This window comes from Novosphingobium beihaiense, assembly GCF_022832375.1.
GTDB classification, from domain to species: Bacteria; Pseudomonadota; Alphaproteobacteria; order Sphingomonadales; family Sphingomonadaceae; genus Novosphingobium; species Novosphingobium beihaiensis.
This window is the reverse complement of record NZ_JALHLG010000014.1, coordinates 61,128-77,525: the sequence shown is the minus strand read 5'-3', so window position 1 is coordinate 77,525 and position 16,398 is coordinate 61,128. Positions and strand designations below refer to the sequence as shown.

The 16,398-nt window shown below is 64.4% G+C and carries 20 protein-coding genes; 9 read left to right on the top strand and 11 right to left on the bottom strand.

Annotated elements, in window-relative coordinates; all coding sequences use genetic code 11:
• Window positions 1-39: 39 nt before the first annotated feature.
• Both MTR66_RS11850 and MTR66_RS11845 read right to left on the bottom strand, forming a co-directional pair.
• Window positions 40-1,506 (bottom strand): TolC family outer membrane protein, encoded by a 1,467-nt coding sequence (locus tag MTR66_RS11850; protein WP_243921234.1) that lies wholly within the window; start codon window positions 1,504-1,506, stop codon window positions 40-42.
• A gap of 2 nt (window positions 1,507-1,508) precedes the next feature.
• Complete coding sequence (locus MTR66_RS11845; RefSeq protein ID WP_243921406.1) at window positions 1,509-2,114, bottom strand: protein-L-isoaspartate O-methyltransferase family protein; 606 nt, start codon at window positions 2,112-2,114, stop codon at window positions 1,509-1,511.
• Between the two features lie 223 nt (window positions 2,115-2,337).
• On the opposite strand from MTR66_RS11845, the gene MTR66_RS11840 reads away from it, so the two are divergent.
• The 3 genes from MTR66_RS11840 (at window position 2,338) to MTR66_RS11830 (ending at window position 6,150) form a co-directional block, all read left to right on the top strand.
• Window positions 2,338-3,858, top strand: coding sequence for a fumarate hydratase (locus MTR66_RS11840; protein WP_243921232.1), 1,521 nt, complete (start codon window positions 2,338-2,340; stop codon window positions 3,856-3,858).
• A 221-nt stretch (window positions 3,859-4,079) separates the two neighbouring features.
• On the top strand, window positions 4,080-5,387 hold the full coding sequence (locus MTR66_RS11835; RefSeq protein WP_243921230.1) for a sensor histidine kinase: 1,308 nt from the start codon (window positions 4,080-4,082) through the stop codon (window positions 5,385-5,387).
• A gap of 1 nt (window position 5,388) precedes the next feature.
• The gene (locus tag MTR66_RS11830; protein ID WP_243921404.1) at window positions 5,389-6,150 is read left to right on the top strand and encodes a LytR/AlgR family response regulator transcription factor; all 762 of its coding nucleotides are present in this window, start codon (window positions 5,389-5,391) and stop codon (window positions 6,148-6,150) included.
• Between the two features lie 99 nt (window positions 6,151-6,249).
• Here the strand turns inward: MTR66_RS11830 and MTR66_RS11825 are convergent, their stop codons facing one another.
• Window positions 6,250-6,573 carry a UrcA family protein gene (locus tag MTR66_RS11825; protein ID WP_243921228.1) on the bottom strand — a complete coding sequence of 108 codons (324 nt, stop codon included), beginning with the start codon at window positions 6,571-6,573 and terminating at the stop codon, window positions 6,250-6,252.
• 271 nt (window positions 6,574-6,844) lie between these two features.
• On the opposite strand from MTR66_RS11825, the gene MTR66_RS11820 reads away from it, so the two are divergent.
• From MTR66_RS11820 to MTR66_RS11810, 3 genes are read left to right on the top strand one after another with little or no spacing between them, the layout of a single operon-like run.
• The gene (locus MTR66_RS11820) at window positions 6,845-7,114 is read left to right on the top strand and encodes a hypothetical protein (RefSeq protein ID WP_243921226.1); all 270 of its coding nucleotides are present in this window, start codon (window positions 6,845-6,847) and stop codon (window positions 7,112-7,114) included.
• A gap of 40 nt (window positions 7,115-7,154) precedes the next feature.
• A complete protein-coding gene (locus tag MTR66_RS11815; RefSeq protein ID WP_243921224.1) occupies window positions 7,155-8,033 on the top strand; it encodes an acylglycerol kinase family protein in 879 nt (292 codons plus the stop codon).
• Window positions 8,023-8,910, top strand: coding sequence for a metallophosphoesterase family protein (locus MTR66_RS11810; protein ID WP_243921223.1), 888 nt, complete (start codon window positions 8,023-8,025; stop codon window positions 8,908-8,910). Before MTR66_RS11815 ends, MTR66_RS11810 begins: the two co-directional genes overlap by 11 nt.
• A gap of 122 nt (window positions 8,911-9,032) precedes the next feature.
• Here the strand turns inward: MTR66_RS11810 and MTR66_RS11805 are convergent, their stop codons facing one another.
• From MTR66_RS11805 to MTR66_RS11795, 3 genes are read right to left on the bottom strand one after another with little or no spacing between them, the layout of a single operon-like run.
• Window positions 9,033-9,770: a GIN domain-containing protein gene (locus MTR66_RS11805; RefSeq protein ID WP_243921221.1), complete on the bottom strand. Its 738-nt coding sequence runs from the start codon at window positions 9,768-9,770 to the stop codon at window positions 9,033-9,035.
• A gap of 25 nt (window positions 9,771-9,795) precedes the next feature.
• Window positions 9,796-10,362 (bottom strand): DUF1700 domain-containing protein, encoded by a 567-nt coding sequence (locus tag MTR66_RS11800; RefSeq protein WP_243921219.1) that lies wholly within the window; start codon window positions 10,360-10,362, stop codon window positions 9,796-9,798.
• Window positions 10,352-10,726: a PadR family transcriptional regulator gene (locus MTR66_RS11795; RefSeq protein ID WP_243921217.1), complete on the bottom strand. Its 375-nt coding sequence runs from the start codon at window positions 10,724-10,726 to the stop codon at window positions 10,352-10,354. Before MTR66_RS11795 ends, MTR66_RS11800 begins: the two co-directional genes overlap by 11 nt.
• Before the next feature lie 321 nt (window positions 10,727-11,047).
• On the opposite strand from MTR66_RS11795, the gene MTR66_RS11790 reads away from it, so the two are divergent.
• Window positions 11,048-11,740 (top strand): hypothetical protein, encoded by a 693-nt coding sequence (locus tag MTR66_RS11790; protein WP_243921215.1) that lies wholly within the window; start codon window positions 11,048-11,050, stop codon window positions 11,738-11,740.
• Window positions 11,741-11,821: 81 nt separating this feature from the next.
• On the opposite strand, the gene MTR66_RS11785 is transcribed toward MTR66_RS11790, so the two are convergent.
• The 5 genes from MTR66_RS11785 to MTR66_RS11765 form a co-directional block, all read right to left on the bottom strand.
• Window positions 11,822-12,292, bottom strand: coding sequence for a 2TM domain-containing protein (locus MTR66_RS11785; RefSeq protein WP_243921213.1), 471 nt, complete (start codon window positions 12,290-12,292; stop codon window positions 11,822-11,824).
• 682 nt (window positions 12,293-12,974) lie between these two features.
• On the bottom strand, window positions 12,975-13,505 hold the full coding sequence (rpsI, locus tag MTR66_RS11780; RefSeq protein ID WP_243921211.1) for a 30S ribosomal protein S9: 531 nt from the start codon (window positions 13,503-13,505) through the stop codon (window positions 12,975-12,977).
• Window positions 13,505-13,984, bottom strand: coding sequence for a 50S ribosomal protein L13 (gene rplM, locus MTR66_RS11775; RefSeq protein ID WP_243921209.1), 480 nt, complete (start codon window positions 13,982-13,984; stop codon window positions 13,505-13,507). Before rplM ends, rpsI begins: the two co-directional genes overlap by 1 nt.
• A gap of 159 nt (window positions 13,985-14,143) precedes the next feature.
• The gene (gene cutA / locus MTR66_RS11770; RefSeq protein ID WP_243921207.1) at window positions 14,144-14,485 is read right to left on the bottom strand and encodes a divalent-cation tolerance protein CutA; all 342 of its coding nucleotides are present in this window, start codon (window positions 14,483-14,485) and stop codon (window positions 14,144-14,146) included.
• Between the two features lie 43 nt (window positions 14,486-14,528).
• A complete protein-coding gene (locus MTR66_RS11765) occupies window positions 14,529-15,623 on the bottom strand; it encodes a COX15/CtaA family protein (protein WP_243921205.1) in 1,095 nt (364 codons plus the stop codon).
• A 137-nt stretch (window positions 15,624-15,760) separates the two neighbouring features.
• On the opposite strand from MTR66_RS11765, the gene MTR66_RS11760 reads away from it, so the two are divergent.
• Both MTR66_RS11760 and thiS read left to right on the top strand, forming a co-directional pair.
• A complete protein-coding gene (locus MTR66_RS11760) occupies window positions 15,761-16,132 on the top strand; it encodes a MerC domain-containing protein (protein WP_243921203.1) in 372 nt (123 codons plus the stop codon).
• 16 nt (window positions 16,133-16,148) lie between these two features.
• Window positions 16,149-16,397 carry a sulfur carrier protein ThiS gene (thiS, locus tag MTR66_RS11755; protein WP_243921201.1) on the top strand — a complete coding sequence of 83 codons (249 nt, stop codon included), beginning with the start codon at window positions 16,149-16,151 and terminating at the stop codon, window positions 16,395-16,397.
• The last annotated feature ends 1 nt before the right edge of the window (window position 16,398 follow it).

Here is a 16,398-nt window from a genome sequence, read left to right as displayed (position 1 = left end):
ACGTGGCCCGCAACCGGGCGCAGAAACCCAGCCTCCGAATCAAGGCGTTGCCTGCTGCTCCGGAATTTCTCCATCCTGCACCGGCGTGTCAACGGTGCGGGTCGATTTCGCCTCGGGCGCGCGATCGTCGTCCCAGTCGAAGATCTTGCCGCGCACCCGTTTGTAGTTGACGGCGGGATCGTAGAGGATGTCGCTGTCGAGGTTGAGGTCGCGCGCTTCGGCCTTGCCCATGGCGGCCAGCAGGTTGAAGCCCGCGACGTAGGCATTGCGCCGCGCCGTCACCAGCCGGACCTGGGCGTTCAGCGATTCCTGCTCGGCATTGAGGATGTCGAGGATGGTGCGGTTGCCTACCGAGTTTTCCGCGCGCACGCCTTCGAGGCTGAGCGCTGCGGCATCGACCGCCACTTTCGATGAGCGGATCACGTCGTTCGCTGCGATCCACGAGCTGTAGGCGGAGCGGACTTGCGCGATCACGCTGCGTTCGGACGCGATCTCGTTTTCCAGGGCGGCCGAGGCCGAGGCCTGCGCCTGACGGCGCTGCGCCGCGGGCAATCCGCCCTGAAAGATGGGCAGCGTGATCCTGGCTCCGGCCTGCGCGGTTTTCTCGATCTGCGCGAACTGTGCCGAGCTGGGGCCGCCCAGCGTATCGAGGTAGTTGTTGTAACTGCCCGAACTGTAGAGCGAGATGCGCGGCAGGCGGTTTGCACCGGCCACGTCGATGTCTTTTTCGGCCGCCTTGGTTTGCTCGCGCGCGGCCAGAAGGTCTGGATTGTTGTCCAGCGCGATCTGGACAGCTTCTTCCGGCGTTGCCGGAAGATTGGGCAGCGGCGGCGGGGCCTGCAGCGATTGCGGGGCCTTGCCGATAAGCTGGATATAGGTTTCGCGCGCTGCGGCCAGATTGGCTTCGGCGGCGCGGGCATCGCTCTGCGCGACGGCAAGGCGGGACTGCGACTGCGCCACGTCGGTGCGGGTAACGTCGCCGATTTCGAAACGGTCGCTGGTGGCTTGGAGGTTGACCTTGAGAACGTCCACGTTCTTGCGGTTCAGGCCAACGATCGCCTCGTTCTGGATCACGTCCATATAGGCGGCGGTGACCGAGGCGAAGATCTGGCTTTCGGTGCCGCGCAGGCTGGCCTGGCCGGCCTCGACCCGGAATTTCGCCGCCTTGACCCGGTTCTTGACCGAACCGCCCGAATAGATCGGCACGCCGAGATCCACCCCGGCTGAAATCGCGCGGTGGGGGCTGGTGAAGGAGTTGGGGCTGCGCTTCACGAACTCGGTGTAGGACGCGTCGCTGTTGACGCTCGGCAGGCCCGCCGCCCGGGCGATCGGCACGTTCTCGTCCACGCCGCGCTGCTGGGCGCGGGCAGCCTGGAGCGAGGGATTCGTCTGATAGGCGGCGATAAGGGCCTCACGCAGCGTATCTGCGCGAGCGGGCACTGCGGCCGTGGCGGCGAGCAAGGCAGCACTGGCCAGCAACCCGGCCCGACCTGCGAACCGGGTCACGATCAGAAGCTCCAGCGTTTCGGGGCCGCGAATTCGGGAAGGGCGGGAATGCCCAGTTCGGCCAGCGGCAGCAGCGACACCGCGCCCGCCGTCTTGCAGCCGGTGGCGAGGCGGCTGATGCCGCGTACCACCAGGCCGGTGACGATGCGGCCGCCTTCGGCCAGCTGCGCGCCGAGTGCTTCGGGCAGTTCCTCGATCGCGCCATCGACGATGATCAGCGAGTAGCCGCCTTCGCCGGTCATGCCCGCGGCGGCCGAGGGATCGACGGCATCAAGAGAACCGGCCAGCGGACGCAGCAGCGTAGCGAGATAGCCTTCGCCGTCACCCACGAGCAGAACCTTGTCGGTCTTGGCGGGAGCGGCTTCGGCCAGCATCTTGCCATGGACGAGCGGGGCGGCGAGGAAGCGGCCGTTCGCGAGCGGGATGGACCGGTCGATATAGGCGGCATCGTGCAGCGCGGCGGGGATATAGTCTTCGCGCGGCACGGCAGCCATGGCTTCGAGCACCCAGGGTTCGTTGACGCCGCTGGTGCGCAGCTGGCTGACGATCATGGCGTGGCGGGCGGCGGACGTGCCGGTGGCGGCGGACCGGTCCTCGGTCAAGGTCATCTGGTGCAGTTCCCTCATGCAGATGCGGCTAACACGCGCAGGGCGCATCGAAATTCCGCAACGACGGCAGATATGCGGGCCTTCTAGGCGAAGGTGCCTGCGAGGCCAAGCGCTTTGACGATACCCTCGTCGATCCCTGCATGCTCTTTGACGATAGACCGCGCCCGGCCTATGGGGACGGCGCAAAATTTACGTGATCCGCCTAACCGGGAGCGCATTGTCCATGGCCGAAATGGTGACCATCCGCGAAGACGACCTGATCGAAAGTGTCGCCGACGCTCTGCAATATATCAGCTACTACCATCCGATGGATTACATCCGCGCCCTGGGCGAGGCCTACGAGGCCGAGCAGGGGCCGGCGGCGAAAGACGCGATCGCGCAGATCCTCACCAACAGCCGCATGTGCGCCGAAGGGCACCGCCCGATCTGTCAGGACACCGGCATCGTCAACGTCTTCATCGAATGGGGGCAGAACTGCCGTCTGGAATCGGACCGCTCCTTGCAGGAAGTGGTCGATGAAGGCGTGCGCCGGGCTTACGGCAACAAGGAGAACAAGCTGCGCGCCTCGGTGCTGGCCGATCCCGCTTTCACCCGCCGCAACACCAAGGACAACACGCCTTCGGTGCTCTCGGTGAGCATGGTGCCGGGCAGCAAGGTTTCGGTCGATGTCGCGGCCAAGGGCGGCGGCTCGGAAGCCAAGTCCAAGTTCAAGATGATGAATCCCAGCGATTCGATCGTCGACTGGGTGCTCGAAATGCTGCCGCAGATGGGCGCCGGCTGGTGCCCGCCGGGCATGCTGGGCATCGGCATCGGCGGCACCGCTGAGCACTGCGTTAAGCTTGCCAAGCAGAGCCTGATGGACCCGATCGACATGGGGCAGCTCAAGGCCCGCGGCCCGCAGAACGATATCGAGGCGCTGCGCATCGAGATTTTCGACAAGGTCAATGCCATGGGTATCGGCGCGCAGGGGCTGGGCGGGCTTTCGACCATCCTCGACGTCAAGATCCTCGACTGGCCGTGCCACGCGGCGAACAAGCCGATCGCGATGATCCCGAACTGCGCGGCGACCCGCCATGCGCATTTCACGCTCGACGGTTCGGGCCCCAAGTATCTCGAAAAGCCCGACCTCAACGCCTGGCCCCAGGTGGAATGGAAACCGAGCAAGGAAGCGATCCGCGTCGATCTCGACACGCTGACCGCCGCCGACGTGCAGAGCTGGAAGCAGGGCGACCGGCTGCTGCTCAACGGCAAGATGCTCACCGGCCGTGATGCCGCGCACAAGCGCATTCAGGACATGCTGGCCAAGGGTGAGGAACTGCCGGTCGAGTTCAAGAACCGCATCATCTACTACGTCGGCCCGGTCGATCCGGTGCGGGACGAGATCGTCGGCCCGGCGGGTCCGACCACCGCGACGCGCATGGACAAGTTCATGGACATGATGCTGGAGCAGGGCCTGCTCGCCTGCGTCGGCAAGGCCGAGCGCGGCCCGGCGGCTACCGAGTCCATCGCCAAGCACAAGTCCGCGTACCTGATGGCCGTGGGCGGCGCTGCCTATCTTGTCGCGCGCGCGATCAAGGAAGCCAAAGTCGTCGGCTTCGAGGATCTGGGCATGGAAGCGATCTACGAATTCACGGTTCAGGACATGCCGGTGACGGTGGCGGTCGATTCCGAAGGCAAGAACGTCCACCAGCTCGCGCCGCTGGTCTGGCAGGACAAGATCGCCAGGGAACACCTGCTCGCCTGAGGGCGTTCGTTTTGCGTGCCGCCGAATGGCGGCATGCGCGCGGCCCCGGCCCGCGCCCCCACCCGGCCTCCCATTCAGGATACACTTCCTTGGGAGGCCGGGTGGGAGCGCAGGCCGGTGCCGAACTCTTTGTCCTGATCGGCGCCTGATCGACGAAGGACATATGCGCGCCGACCGGAAGGCTGGCGCGCCGTCCGGCTTTCGCGCTAAGCGGGGCCCTTATGACCGAAGTTGACGACACGCCGCGCGTTCCCGCGCGTCTGGTGCTCCTGTCGCTGGCCGCGCTGTGGGCCTGCTATTTCATGGTGGCGACGCTGCGCGGGGCCTTCATGGGCTTCGATTTCGTCTGGCCGATCATCTCGCGGCGGCTGACGATCTGCATTCTTTCCATGCTCGTCATGGCGGCGGTCTGGCCGCTGCTGCAACTGCTGGACCGCAAGTCGGGCCCGGTTCGCCTCGCCGTGGTGCTGGTGGGCGCGTTGCCGCTTTCGCTGCTGCTCAGCATCATCAACGATACCATCTTTTCCGACATCGAAGTGACCCAAGCCTATGGTGAGGGCGATGCCGAGACGATCAAGGCTGGCAACGTCCGCATATCGCGGGACGAAGTGGGCAATATTCTGGTCGATCTGCCGAAAGTGCCGCCAGCGCCGCCCGTTCCGCCCGAGCCCACGGAGGGCGCGGATGAAGACGGGGGGGCGGACGCTGCAGAAGTGCCGGATGTCCCGGAAAAGCCGTCCAAAGGATCCGCCATCACGATCCACACCGGATCCATGTTGGGTCACAGCTATGCCCGCTGGGCTGCCATCGCCGAGAATTCGTTCGGCCGCTACTTTCTCGTGCTGGCCTGGGCCGCGCTCTATTTCGCTCTGGCCAAGGCGGAAGAGGCCCGCGCGGCCGAACGGCGCGAAGGCGAATACCGGCGCGCGGCGGAGGCGGCGGAGCTGCGCAGCTTGCGCTATCAGGTCAATCCGCATTTCCTGTTCAACACGCTCAATTCGCTTTCCGCGCTGGTGATGACCGGGCGCAAGGAAGATGCCGAGGAAATGATCCAGACGCTTTCAACGTTCTACCGCCGCACGCTTTCGGGCGATCCAACCAACGATTTGCGGCTGGTGGACGAGATCGAATTGCAGAAACTCTATTTCGCGATCGAGGCGGTGCGCTTCCCCAATCGATTGCTGACACGAATCGATATTGACCCCGAAGCGGTTGATGCGATGGTGCCGGGCATGATCCTGCAACCGCTTGTCGAAAATTCGGTGAAATACGCTGTCGCGGCGACCCAGCGGCCCGTGACGGTGACAATCAAGGCCGCACGCGAAGGCGGGCAGCTGGTGATCACGGTGGGTGACGATGGGCCGGGAACGGATCATAACAAGACCGAAGGATGCGGCATCGGCCTGAACAATGTGCGCGACCGCTTGCGTGCGCGCTTTGGCGCGGCCGGGACTCTGACGACCGGCAAGCGTCCCGAAGGCGGTTTCGAATCGGTACTGCGCATGCCGCTGGAGCGGGGCCGTGTCTGATATGCCAGCATCCGGTATCCCGGCAGAAGCCGGACAGGAAACCAGCCCCTTGCGTACGCTGATCGTGGATGACGAACCGCTCGCGGTGGAGCGCATGCAGGTGATCTGTGCGCGAATCGATGGCGTGACCGTTGTCGGCACCGCCAGCGATGGCGAAGCGGCGCTGCGGCTGGCCGGAGCGCTGTCTCCCGATCTGCTCCTGCTCGATCTGACAATGCCCGGAATCGACGGGCTGACCGTCGCCCGGCAGCTTTCCGGGCAGGCCGATCCGCCTGCGGTGATCTTCGTGACCGCGCATGACGAATTCGCCGTCGAGGCCTTCGATCTCGATGCCATCGATTATGTGCTCAAGCCCGTTGCGCCCGACCGGCTGGAGCGGGCCGTCCGCCGCGTCGTTTCGCGGCGGGGCGAGCGCACCGAGGCGCCGGGCCAGTGGCTGGCGGAATTCTGGGTGCCGCACCGTTCGGAACTGGTGCGCGTGCCTGCGGGTGATGTTCAGCGTATCGATGCCGAGCGCGACTATGTGCGGCTGCATGTGAACGGACAGAGTTTTCTGCTGTTGCAGACGATTACGGGGCTGGAGGAGCGGCTCGACCCGCAGCAGTTCATCCGCATCCACCGCAGCTGTATCGTGCGCCGTGACTATGTGTCCGGGCTCAAGCACGAAGGGCTGGGGGTCTGGTCGGTGGAAACCGCCGATGGAGAGACCCTGCGGATCGGCCGCACCTATCTTCCGGCCGTAAAAAAAATGGCAGGCCGCTAGGGCCCGCCAGGTTTTTTCCGGGTTTATTTTTATGGGACCAGGGTGATCCGGTGAAGAAGGGCGCCCGCGCCGGAGCGCGGGCTGTCTGTTTTTGGGGGGTCAGCCGCCCAGGCGGGTGCTCGACGTGGCGTTGTCGATAGCGCTAGCCATCACCTCCTTGGCGCGCTCAGTTGCCTGCTTGTAGCAGACCCGTGACTGGGTGCTGGGGATACGGGTGCCGGTGGCGGTCCTGTCCATTCCACAAGCGTTGCGGGCGGCGACATCAAGACGGCGTTCGAGCTTGCGCTGACCCTTGGCGGTGGTCAGGTCGAGATCGCTGTATTCGACGCGGACCTTGCTGGTTTCACCGGCGAATGCGGGAGCGGTGGCGGCGGTGAGCGCCAGGCCGGCAACGGCGGCGGCGATCATGGTGTTCTTGAACATCGTATTCCTCCTCTGGGGAGCCGCGCTGGGGGGCGTTTCCGGCTCGATGAGTGTGTTGTGCACCGCTTGGCGGGGCCTTTCATGCGAAGGTCGATTGCGGGCTTCCGGTACTCGACAAAGTGCAGGCCGCGAGGACGAACGACATCTGTAGTCGACGAACGGCATGATGCAGTGTTGCGCACAGGATGGCATGGAAGACTGATTCGTGCGCAGCCCGGCTGATTCGCGGGGACTTCTGGCCAGTGAGCGTTCCGCGGAGTAGAAGGGGGCAATGCTGCCACTGCTCGTCGTATTTTGTCTGGGCGTTTTTAATTTCGCCGCACACAAAGCCATGCTGGAAAGCGGGCATCCGATGCTGGCCCAGGTGCCCTGGCTGTTTCAGCCGCTTGGCGGACGATTGAGCCTTATTGTCGAGTTCGTCATGCTGCTGGGCGCCATGATCATGGCGGCGGCCGGATCGGCGGGATGGACCTGGGTTTACCTGCTCTATTCCACGCTTAATGGCCTTGCCGCCTGGCTGATGGCCAGTGGGAGAGTCTAGCGTTGCGGGAACACCGCAGGCCGTGGCCGGTTGTTCTTGCATGGGCATTCAAGACGAAAAGCGCCTTAAAACGGTCTGGCTGGTGTGCAACGAGGCTAGTGGAAGCAACGGCCAGGCGGCCACGGGAGCGGTGAAGTCCGCGCTGGACGATGCCGGGTTCATCCTGGGCCGCACCATTTCGTTTCCCGAAGAATCCCTGCCTGGCCCGGACGATCTTGATGCGGCCGGTGTTGGCATGCTGGCCGTGTTCACCGGCGACGGTTCCATCCATGCGGCGGTTGAACGGCTGGCGGGATGGCACGGCGCGGTTCTGGTCTTGCCGGGCGGCACCATGAACATGCTCTCCAAGCGCATGCATGGCGATGTGGACGCACCGGAGATCATTTCCCGCCTTGCCGGAACGCCGTTGCGGCGGGTGCGCCCGACCGTCATCCGCACGCGCCACGGCATGGGCCTGACCGGCGTGCTGGCCGGACCCGGCACAATCTGGAACGAAGTGCGCGAGGCTCTGCGCGCGGCCGATGTGCTGGAGCTTGTCGCCACCACGCGCGAGGCGATCAGCCATTCGGCCAATGGACCCAAAGTGGTTTGCGAACAGGTCGACTGCGGGCGCGAGGAAGGCTATGCCGCCGTCACTGTGACACCGCACGACGATGGCCTTGAAGCGAACGGCTACTATGCCGAATCGCTCGGCGACTACGCCGGGCAGGGGATTGCCTTGCTCAACCGCAACTTCCGCGATGGCCCGCATGACGAACTGGGGCGCCATGGGCAAGTGCGGCTGGTCTGCCCGGACGGTGCGCCGATGGGGCTGCTGATCGATGGTGAGCCCTTCGATGGCGGCTCCGCGGAACTGTTCGAACCGGCGCTGTGCGAAGTCGATCTGGTGACGACGAGGCCCCGGCCCGATGCACGGTAAGGTGGCTTCGATGTATCACGGCCCGCTCAAGCTGTTTCAGCTCAGCGATATCCACTTCGGCCTGGAAGACACGCGCGCGCTGGCCTGGGCGAAAGCATGCATTGCCCGCGAAAAGCCGGATGCCGTCGTCATCACCGGCGATCTGACGATGCGCGCGCGCTATAGCGAGTTTGACGCCGCCAGTGCGTGGATCAAGGCGCTCGGCGTTCCGGTGACAGTGGAAGTCGGCAATCACGACATTCCCTATTTCAACCTCTACCAGCGCTTTTTCGCACCATACAAGCGGTTCCGGGCCATCGAGCAGATGGTCGAGAGCGAACTCGATCTGCCGGGCCTTGCCATCGTGCCGCTGCGCACGACGACGCGGGCGCAATACCAGCGCTTTCCCTGGTCGAACGGCTGGGTGACGGACAAGGCGCTGGCCGAATGCCTCGCTGCGATCGACGCGCACCCCGAAGGCACCCGGATCCTCGTGGCCGCCCACCACCCGCTGACCGAACGGCGCGAGCGCGACGGCAAGCTGCTGACGATCAACGGCACCAGAACGATGGAAGCGCTCGCCGGGCGCAAGGTCATCGGCGTGCTGTCTGGCCATATCCACGATCCCTTTGATCTGACGGCTGAAACTCCGGCAGGGCCGCTGCGGATGATCGGCGCGGGCACGCTGTCGCGGCGCATCCGGTCCACCCCGCCGAGCTTCAACGAGATCGTGATCGACGGCGGCGGGCTGCATGTGACCGCGCGCAATCTGGAACATGTGGCGACTCAGGACATGCAGATCCGCGATGTGCCCGAAAACGCGCTGCCACCGCGCGATCCGGACGAGCCGGTCTCGCCGGTGGGCACGGTGCCGCGTGCCGATCCGCCGGTGAATTAACCCGATGGGGCCGGGCAGGGCTCTTCCAGACAAGACAAAGGCCGCGCCGCCGGAGGGCAGCGCGGCCTTCTTTGCGGGACCGCCGGGGCAGGGGACACTGAACCTGCGGCGGTTCTCCTCCCTTACAGGTCGACGGTCGTTACGTTCTTCGCATCGTCGCCGTAGTCGTGATCGATCGAGCCGAGGCCGTTGATCCGGCTGTGCAACGTCCGCGGTTTGCGGACGAGCGTGGCGTGTCCGGCACCGTTGATCTCTATATCGACAACGCCGGTGGCCCCGATCGAGAGATTGCCGACGCCGTCCATGCGCACCGTGGCGTCTTCGACGGCCAGTTTCCTGAGGCTGATATTGCTGGCGCCCTCGGTTTTGACGGAGATTTTGCGAACCGCGCCATCGGCCTTGAGATTCACGGCACCTTCCGCCGTGAGCGCGAACTGATCCTGCTTCAGACCGGTCAGCGTCACGTCGCCCGGGGCATCAAGGTCGAGGCCGGTGATTTCGGGGGCCGTGATCTTCACTTTCAGACCATGGCGCATGTTGACACTGCCGGGAACCGAGAGGTGGCCGTCCTTCCAGACCAGGCGGTCTACCACACTGGCAGGGCCAGAGACGATCATCTGTGCCTTTTCCCCCCGGGTGAAGGTCATTTCGACCGGGATTTCCATGGCGATCCGGCTTCCTGATACGACCGTGAAATCCCGGCTTTTGCGGGGGCCATGATCTTCATCATCGCCGAAGGACCAGTTCCATTCATGCTCGCCATCCCAGGTGGTCTTGCCACCCGTGAACCAGGCTGCACTGAAAGCGACGATCGACAGGATGGCGCCGCTGACGAATACGATGAGCAGTTTCCTGAGCATCTTGTGTTTCCTTTCTTTCGCCGCGTCAGTTTTCAGGGTGGATGGCGGGTTCGATCACGCGGTAGTGCAGGCGGCCGAACCACATCAGGGCATTGACGATCCAGATGCTGATCAGCGTCAGCAAGGCGCCGGCTGCGACCGAACCGCTCATCAGCCCCAGGCCGCCCAGAATGGCGACCAGCCAGCCGCCGGGGAAGCCGGTGAAGGGGCCTGCGATCAGTACGAAACCACCGGCGATGAAGCAGGCGACAGCGGCGACGAACAGGCCGAAGATCACACCGATGATGGGCAGTAGGATCGGCAGAAGTATGAGAATGTCGATCGTTGCCAGCCCCATGAAGGCCGCAATCGCGCCAATGGCGGATGACGGCGAACGGCTGGATTCCCAATTGCGGAATCCCGCCTCAAAACGCAGTTCGCGCGCCAGCCGGGCCGGATTGCCGAGCGCCTCGGCGACCTCCTCTTCGCTGCGCCCCTCGGCAAGACCGGCTTCGAAATGGGCTTCGTAGTCGGCAGTGATCTCTTCGATATCGGCCTGGGGCATGCCTTTAAGCCCCGCCTTCAGGCGCCGGATGAATTCGTTACGCGTCATGGCTGGGTTCCCCTTCCTCGTCGGCGTTCGCGGCCGGGGCGGAGGCGGCGCCGCCGATCAGGCCATCGACGGCAGCGGTGAAACCGCGCCATTCCTCGACCTGAGCGGCGAGCCGCGTGCGGCCCGTTTCGGTAATGCGGTAATATTTGCGCGGCGGGCCAGAGGGCGATTCCTCAAGGTACGTCGTCACGAGCCCGTCGGACTGCATGCGGCGCATGAGAGGGTAGATCGTCCCTTCGCCCATATCGACCGCGTCGGCCATGCGGCTGGCGATCTCATAGGCGTAGCTGTCACCGCGCGACAGGAGCGCGAGAACGCAAAGGCCCAGCACTCCTTTCTTCAACTGGATTTCGATTTCAGACATCGAATCATCTCCTGCGGATGAGGAGTGTATATTGCATGGTAGTGTATAATGCAAGGTACCAATTAAACGGATGTACCGTCGTAGTGAAAGATACCGTTCAAAGCATGGTATCGGGGCGTGCCTGGGGCTGGATTCGGGACGAAAACACAAAGCGTTATGGGGTGAAGGGCTTTTGGCGGACGGGCCGCCAGGTGCGGACGCCGTCACTAAGGGCGGCGGCTGGATCCCATGTGCTCTGGAGAGGTGAGGGAGGCGGCTTCCGGCGGCGTCTGATTTCCAGCTCCCCGATGTGGAGCCAGTCTGATCGTGAGGGGTGAAACGATGCGCCGGCACCTGATTGTTTGCGGTCTTGTCCTGCAGAGCGTGCCGTTTGGGGCTCATGCAGCGGAAACGAAGGCCCTGCGCAATGACGTTGCGCTGCTTATGCCGGGGACGCTCGAATGGTCGATGTCGGACCGGACCGCAGTCGATCGCGCGAAATCCAAGGGGTTGGTGACGGACAACGATGATGCCGGACTGGGCGTGCAGTTCCTGTCCCTGCGATCGAAGCGGATGGCAACTGCAACGCTCGGTCCGGACCGCATGAAAATGCATGTGCGCGAACTGCGGATTGGGGGATGGCATGATCTTGGTGCGGGGGCCGTTCTGAAAATCCATGCCCTGGCTGGCGTAACGAGCCGGTTCGATCGCGAATCGCCGGTGTCCATACGCAAGACCCGGAGCAGCAACATGGCGGTGGAAGCGGCCATCGAATACTCCGGAGGCTGGCAGTTTAGAGGCGGCTGGTTCGCACAAGGGGGCTGGGGTGGGCACTCGCTTGCGGGAGACGCGGCGCGGATGTCGAACGGCGAGCCCGCGGCGGCTAAAGGTGTGCGTTTCGCGGTGCAAATGCCGTCTGCCAGAGGCGGACCGGCGGTGAGTATCGAGGCGGCGGCCGGGACCAAAGCGGTGTCCGGAGGCGCGCCGCTGGCCCATCGTGACGAAATTTCGCTGAAACTCGCCGCCGCGTTCTGAGCGGCGCTGCTCCGGGACACGCTGAAAGCCGTTCAACGAAAAGGGGGCGCGGTTTCCCGTGACCCCTGTTGCAGCGATGGCTTAGAGCCTGCGCCCAAGCCGCCGCTCCACCGCCTGCTTCTCCCATTCCGGGCCGAACCAGCGGATGATGTCGAAAACGCGCAGCGCCTTCCAGACCAGGACCAGGCCCCAGATCGCGGCGGGATAGAGGACGAAGAGATGGCGCGGGTTGTACGTCAGGTTGAACACGGCGAGCGCGCCGATCACGAGGAGGTAGATCGTCACGCTGTAGAAGAACCGCTTCACATCGCGCACATGGCTGAAGGCGAGGGCGACTTCGATCTGTTCGGGGGTTTTGGCAATATCACGCACGGCTTGTTCCTGTAGTTCGGAGAAATCGACATCGAACGCAGCGCCCAATGCCTTGAACGATTCGAGGCTGGCCTGCTGGCCCCGTTCGATGCGCTGGATCGTGCGGACATTGAGGCCCGAAAGGTCTGCCAGCTCCTGCTGGCTCCATCCGTGTTTGAGGCGCATCTGTTGAACAATCACTGTGTTAAACCTCCATCGTTCGCCGTTCGGAATACCGGGCGGGTTGCCACCGCGACACGTCAGCTGCGCGACAGTCGCCGTCACGGACCCGGCATTTACCCGGCAGGAACCCGACAATGCCGGATTTATGCGGTGCGGGGATAGCGCAAATGCGCTTGTCAGCCAGATACGGCTGGACGCCCGCTGGCGAATGCAGGGTAACGCCGGAAGAGAAAGACACGGCAGGCGGTGCGGCCGGCGTGTGAAGGGCCCGGCGCGACGGGCGTGGCTGGCGCTTCATCCATGCGAATGGCGGTGAGGGAAACGCGCGAAATCTCACCAATCCGGCCCTGGCGGGCAAGGCGCCGGCGGGACGGGCTCGCTCCCCTGCCGCCAACCCCTGGGACTGGCCCGGGGCAAAGACCTCGCCGCGGTGTGCAGGCGGCCCTGTCTGCGGGGCGCCAGCCGCTTTGTGCAAGTGACATGTGAGCGAAGGCCTATCACTCCAGTGCACCCGCCTGTAGAGCGGTTGATAACCTATATGGTTATATTTGTCAAGGTGACGGGGACTTGTGGTGCTGGCGATGTTCGCGCCGGGAAGCCGGTGCGTGCGATGCGCATTTCGCGCTCCCGCACGTTGCCCAACGAAAAAGGGCCGCGGTTTCCCGCGACCCCTTTTGTAAGCCGTAAGCTCTGAAAGCGATTAACGCTTCGAGAACTGGAAGCTGCGGCGTGCCTTGGCGCGGCCGTACTTCTTACGCTCGACCACGCGGCTGTCGCGGGTAAGGAAGCCGGCGGCCTTGACGGCGGCGCGCAGGGCCGGCTCGTACTTGGAGAGAGCCTGCGAGATGCCGTGCTTCACAGCACCGGCCTGACCCGAGAGACCGCCGCCGCGGACAGTGGCGACAACGTCGTACTGCTCTTCACGGCCGCCAACCACGAAGGGCTGGTTGATCACGAGGCGCAGCGTCGGGCGGGCGAAGTAGACTTCCTGGTCGCGGCCGTTGACAGTGACCTTGCCGGTGCCCGGCTTGATCCACACGCGGGCCACGGCGTCCTTGCGGCGGCCGGTGGCATAGGCGCGGCCCTGAGCGTCGAGCTCCTGCTCGCGCAGCGGGGCGTTGGAGACGGGAGCGGCAGTGATGGTTTCACCTTCGCCTTCGGCGGCGTCAGCGACAGTGCCGGCGATGTCCTTGAGGTCGGACAGGCTCGAAACGGTATCGGTGTCGGACATTACGCACCCACCTTGTTCTTGCGGTTCATGGAAGCGACGTCGAGCGGCTGGGGCTGGGTGCCGCCGTGCGGGTGCTCGGTGCCGCCATAGACATGCAGCGCGCGCATCTGGGCGCGGCCGAGCGGACCACGGGGGATCATGCGCTCAACGGCCTTTTCCAGGACGCGTTCGGGGAAGCGGCCGGCGAGAACCTTGTCCGCGGTCACTTCCTTGATGCCGCCGGCATAGCCGGTGTGCTTGTAGTAGGTGTGCTGCTTCAGCTTGTTGCCGGTGAACTTGACCTTCTCGGCGTTGATGATGACGACATGGTCGCCGCAATCAACGTGCGGGGTGAAGCTCGGCTTGTGCTTGCCGCGCAGCAGGTCGGCAACGATGACCGCGAGGCGGCCAACTACCAGACCTTCGGCATCGATCAGATGCCACTTTTTTTCCACCTCGGCCGGCTTGATCGACCGGGTGACCTTTGTGAGCGCCTTCATGGCTGGTCTATCCCTTGTATATGGGCCCAATGTTTCGTGCGCCCAGAAGGAATCGCCGGTAATCGCGAATCTTCCGCTGCGCGGGAAGGCGGCCAAATCGTCGAAACCGGGCTGTAAGTCAAGCAGACTGCGGGATTGCAGGGAGGTAAAATAATACCGTCAGAGTTTCGTGCCTGTGGCGGCGAGCCAGGCGAGCGTGCCTGGCGGGGCGGTATCGCAGTGCCAGCCGAGCACGGCCGGTTCCTCGTAGGGATGCAGTTCTGCGAGGCGCTGTACAGCTTTTTCCAGCAAATCCGCGTTTGTTTTCAGCAGGGTGCCACTTTCGCGGGCCGTGTCCATCCCGCCGTTCCAGACGAACATCGATGTCATGGCGGGCAGCACGTTGCCGCAGGCGATCAGCCCTTCGCCGAGCAGCACGCGAATTGCCGCCAGCGCCGCGTCCTCATCGGGGAAGGGGCACCAGATCAGTGCCGCACCGCTGCCGCCGGACGTTTCGCCCATGTCTCGCTCCCTGTTTCGCTCCCTGTTTCGCTCCTTGTGCCGCTCAGGGGCCGCTCAGGATGTTCACCGGGTCACGGCGGCCCAGGCAGTGGGCGCCCCACACGGTCGCGGCAACGAGCAGGGCGCCGCACAGCTGGTGGGCCACCGCCAGCCACAGCGCCACGCCCGACCAGATGGTGCAGATGCCCAGAATTACCTGCATGCCGAAAGCGCAGTGAATGGCGACCGAGGCCATACGCTGGCGCCGGGCGCGCAAGCGGCGGCCCATGACGACGAGGATTGCCACGACCACCCAGGCCCACCAGCGGTGGATGAAGTTGGTGAGGTAGGGATCGCTGAACAAGGCATGGGCGATCCCGGCAGCCCATTCGACACCTTCGGGGAACAGGCGGCCCTGCATCAGCGGCCAGGCATCGAGGTTGAACCATCCGGCCCCCGCGACATATCCCGCGCGCAGGCCCGCGACCATGGCGCCCATGAAGAGCTGGAAGATCAGCGCGGCCAGCACGAACAGGGCGAAACGGGTCAGCCGTGCAGGCGGTTCACCCTGACGCAGCCCCTTGAGATCGAGCGCGGTCCAGACAAGGCCGCCGAGCGTCGTCAGCGCGATCAGCAGGTGCGCGGCGAGACGGAAATGGCTGACCCGGTCGGCCGCTTCGGGCGTCAGGCCGGATGAGACCATCCACCAGCCCACCGCGCCTTGCAGCCCGCCCAGCGCCAGCAGCGCCGCCAGGCGGGGCTTGTAGCCCAGCGGGATCGTGCGCTTGTACCAGAACCACGCGAGCGGCAGGGCAAAAGCGAGCCCGATCAGCCGTGCCAGCAGGCGGTGGGCCCATTCCCAGAAATAGATGAACTTGTACTGGGCCAGCGTCATTCCGGCCGGGCCATTGATATCGAGATATTGCGGGATCTTCTTGTAGTCCGCGAACTCGGCCTGCCACTGGGCTTCGGACAAGGGCGGAATCGCCCCGGTGATCGGTTTCCAGTGCGTGATCGACAGGCCAGACTCCGTGAGCCGGGTAATTCCGCCGATAGCGACGATCACGACCACGAGTGCGGCCACGAACAGCAGCCAGCGCACCATGGGGGCAATATCATCGGACGTGCCGATGAGGGGGCGGCCGTCTGCAACTCTCATGTTTTCTCGACTCTCATGGCGTTATTCCCTGCGATTTCACAGCGCTTTACGCAAGGGGGCGCAACGCGGGGCGGTGTGCAGCGTTACGATGCGGGACGCCTCTTGATTGATGATACAACATCACATACATGGTCCGCATGCGCAGAACACTTCTAGCGATTCGTAACCGGCTTGACGGTGCAGGCATTATCCTGAGCGGGCTTTGCATGGTGCATTGCGTGCTGGGCGCCGTGCTCGTGGGTGTTCTGGGGCTGGGCGGCGGTGCTCTGCTTTCTCCGGCGATTCATAGGGTTGGGCTGGTCCTGGCGCTTGCCATCGGTCTTGTCTCGCTTGGTTTCGGCGTAATGCGCCATGGCCGCGCCGGACCGTTGGTGGTGGGCGGAATCGGACTGGCGCTGATGGGCACGGCCATCATGGCCGGGCACGGGCTGCCGGAAGCGCTGCTGACGATCGCGGGTGTGTCGCTGGTGGCTTTTGCACACATTCGGAACTTGCACGCCGCCTGCTGAACGCTATCTGCGGGGGATGGCACAGGAAACTTTCGGGGAATCTTCCGGAGAAACCTCTGGCGGCATCCGCCTTACCGTCAATGGCGAACCGCGCCGCATCGCGTCCGGGGCCGCCATAGCCGATCTCGTTTCCAGTCTGGGGCTCGATCCCAAGAAGGTCGCGGTCGAGCACAATGCCGAAATCGCGCCTCGCTCGATGCTGGCCGAAATCGTGCTGGCCGATGGCGATGTGCTGGAAATCGTCCACTTCGTGGGCGGCGGCTGAA

What these genes read in the sequence shown, in the direction of transcription:
- MTR66_RS11820 (WP_243921226.1), top strand. Translation starts at nt 6,845, where the DNA reads ATGCTGCCACTGCTCGTCGTATTTTGTCTGGGCGTTTTTAATTTCGCC.
- rplM (WP_243921209.1), bottom strand. Translation starts at nt 13,984, where the DNA reads ATGAAGGCGCTCACAAAGGTCACCCGGTCGATCAAGCCGGCCGAGGTG.
- MTR66_RS11800 (WP_243921219.1), bottom strand. Translation starts at nt 10,362, where the DNA reads ATGACGCGTAACGAATTCATCCGGCGCCTGAAGGCGGGGCTTAAAGGC.
- MTR66_RS11790 (WP_243921215.1), top strand. Translation starts at nt 11,048, where the DNA reads ATGCGCCGGCACCTGATTGTTTGCGGTCTTGTCCTGCAGAGCGTGCCG.
- MTR66_RS11805 (WP_243921221.1), bottom strand. Translation starts at nt 9,770, where the DNA reads ATGCTCAGGAAACTGCTCATCGTATTCGTCAGCGGCGCCATCCTGTCG.
- MTR66_RS11765 (WP_243921205.1), bottom strand. Translation starts at nt 15,623, where the DNA reads ATGAGAGTTGCAGACGGCCGCCCCCTCATCGGCACGTCCGATGATATT.
- MTR66_RS11835 (WP_243921230.1), top strand. Translation starts at nt 4,080, where the DNA reads ATGACCGAAGTTGACGACACGCCGCGCGTTCCCGCGCGTCTGGTGCTC.
- MTR66_RS11840 (WP_243921232.1), top strand. Translation starts at nt 2,338, where the DNA reads ATGGCCGAAATGGTGACCATCCGCGAAGACGACCTGATCGAAAGTGTC.
- MTR66_RS11810 (WP_243921223.1), top strand. Translation starts at nt 8,023, where the DNA reads ATGCACGGTAAGGTGGCTTCGATGTATCACGGCCCGCTCAAGCTGTTT.
- MTR66_RS11760 (WP_243921203.1), top strand. Translation starts at nt 15,761, where the DNA reads ATGCGCAGAACACTTCTAGCGATTCGTAACCGGCTTGACGGTGCAGGC.
- thiS (WP_243921201.1), top strand. Translation starts at nt 16,149, where the DNA reads ATGGCACAGGAAACTTTCGGGGAATCTTCCGGAGAAACCTCTGGCGGC.
- cutA (WP_243921207.1), bottom strand. Translation starts at nt 14,485, where the DNA reads ATGGGCGAAACGTCCGGCGGCAGCGGTGCGGCACTGATCTGGTGCCCC.
- rpsI (WP_243921211.1), bottom strand. Translation starts at nt 13,505, where the DNA reads ATGTCCGACACCGATACCGTTTCGAGCCTGTCCGACCTCAAGGACATC.
- MTR66_RS11795 (WP_243921217.1), bottom strand. Translation starts at nt 10,726, where the DNA reads ATGTCTGAAATCGAAATCCAGTTGAAGAAAGGAGTGCTGGGCCTTTGC.
- MTR66_RS11830 (WP_243921404.1), top strand. Translation starts at nt 5,389, where the DNA reads ATGCCAGCATCCGGTATCCCGGCAGAAGCCGGACAGGAAACCAGCCCC.
- MTR66_RS11845 (WP_243921406.1), bottom strand. Translation starts at nt 2,114, where the DNA reads ATGACCTTGACCGAGGACCGGTCCGCCGCCACCGGCACGTCCGCCGCC.
- MTR66_RS11825 (WP_243921228.1), bottom strand. Translation starts at nt 6,573, where the DNA reads ATGTTCAAGAACACCATGATCGCCGCCGCCGTTGCCGGCCTGGCGCTC.
- MTR66_RS11815 (WP_243921224.1), top strand. Translation starts at nt 7,155, where the DNA reads ATGGGCATTCAAGACGAAAAGCGCCTTAAAACGGTCTGGCTGGTGTGC.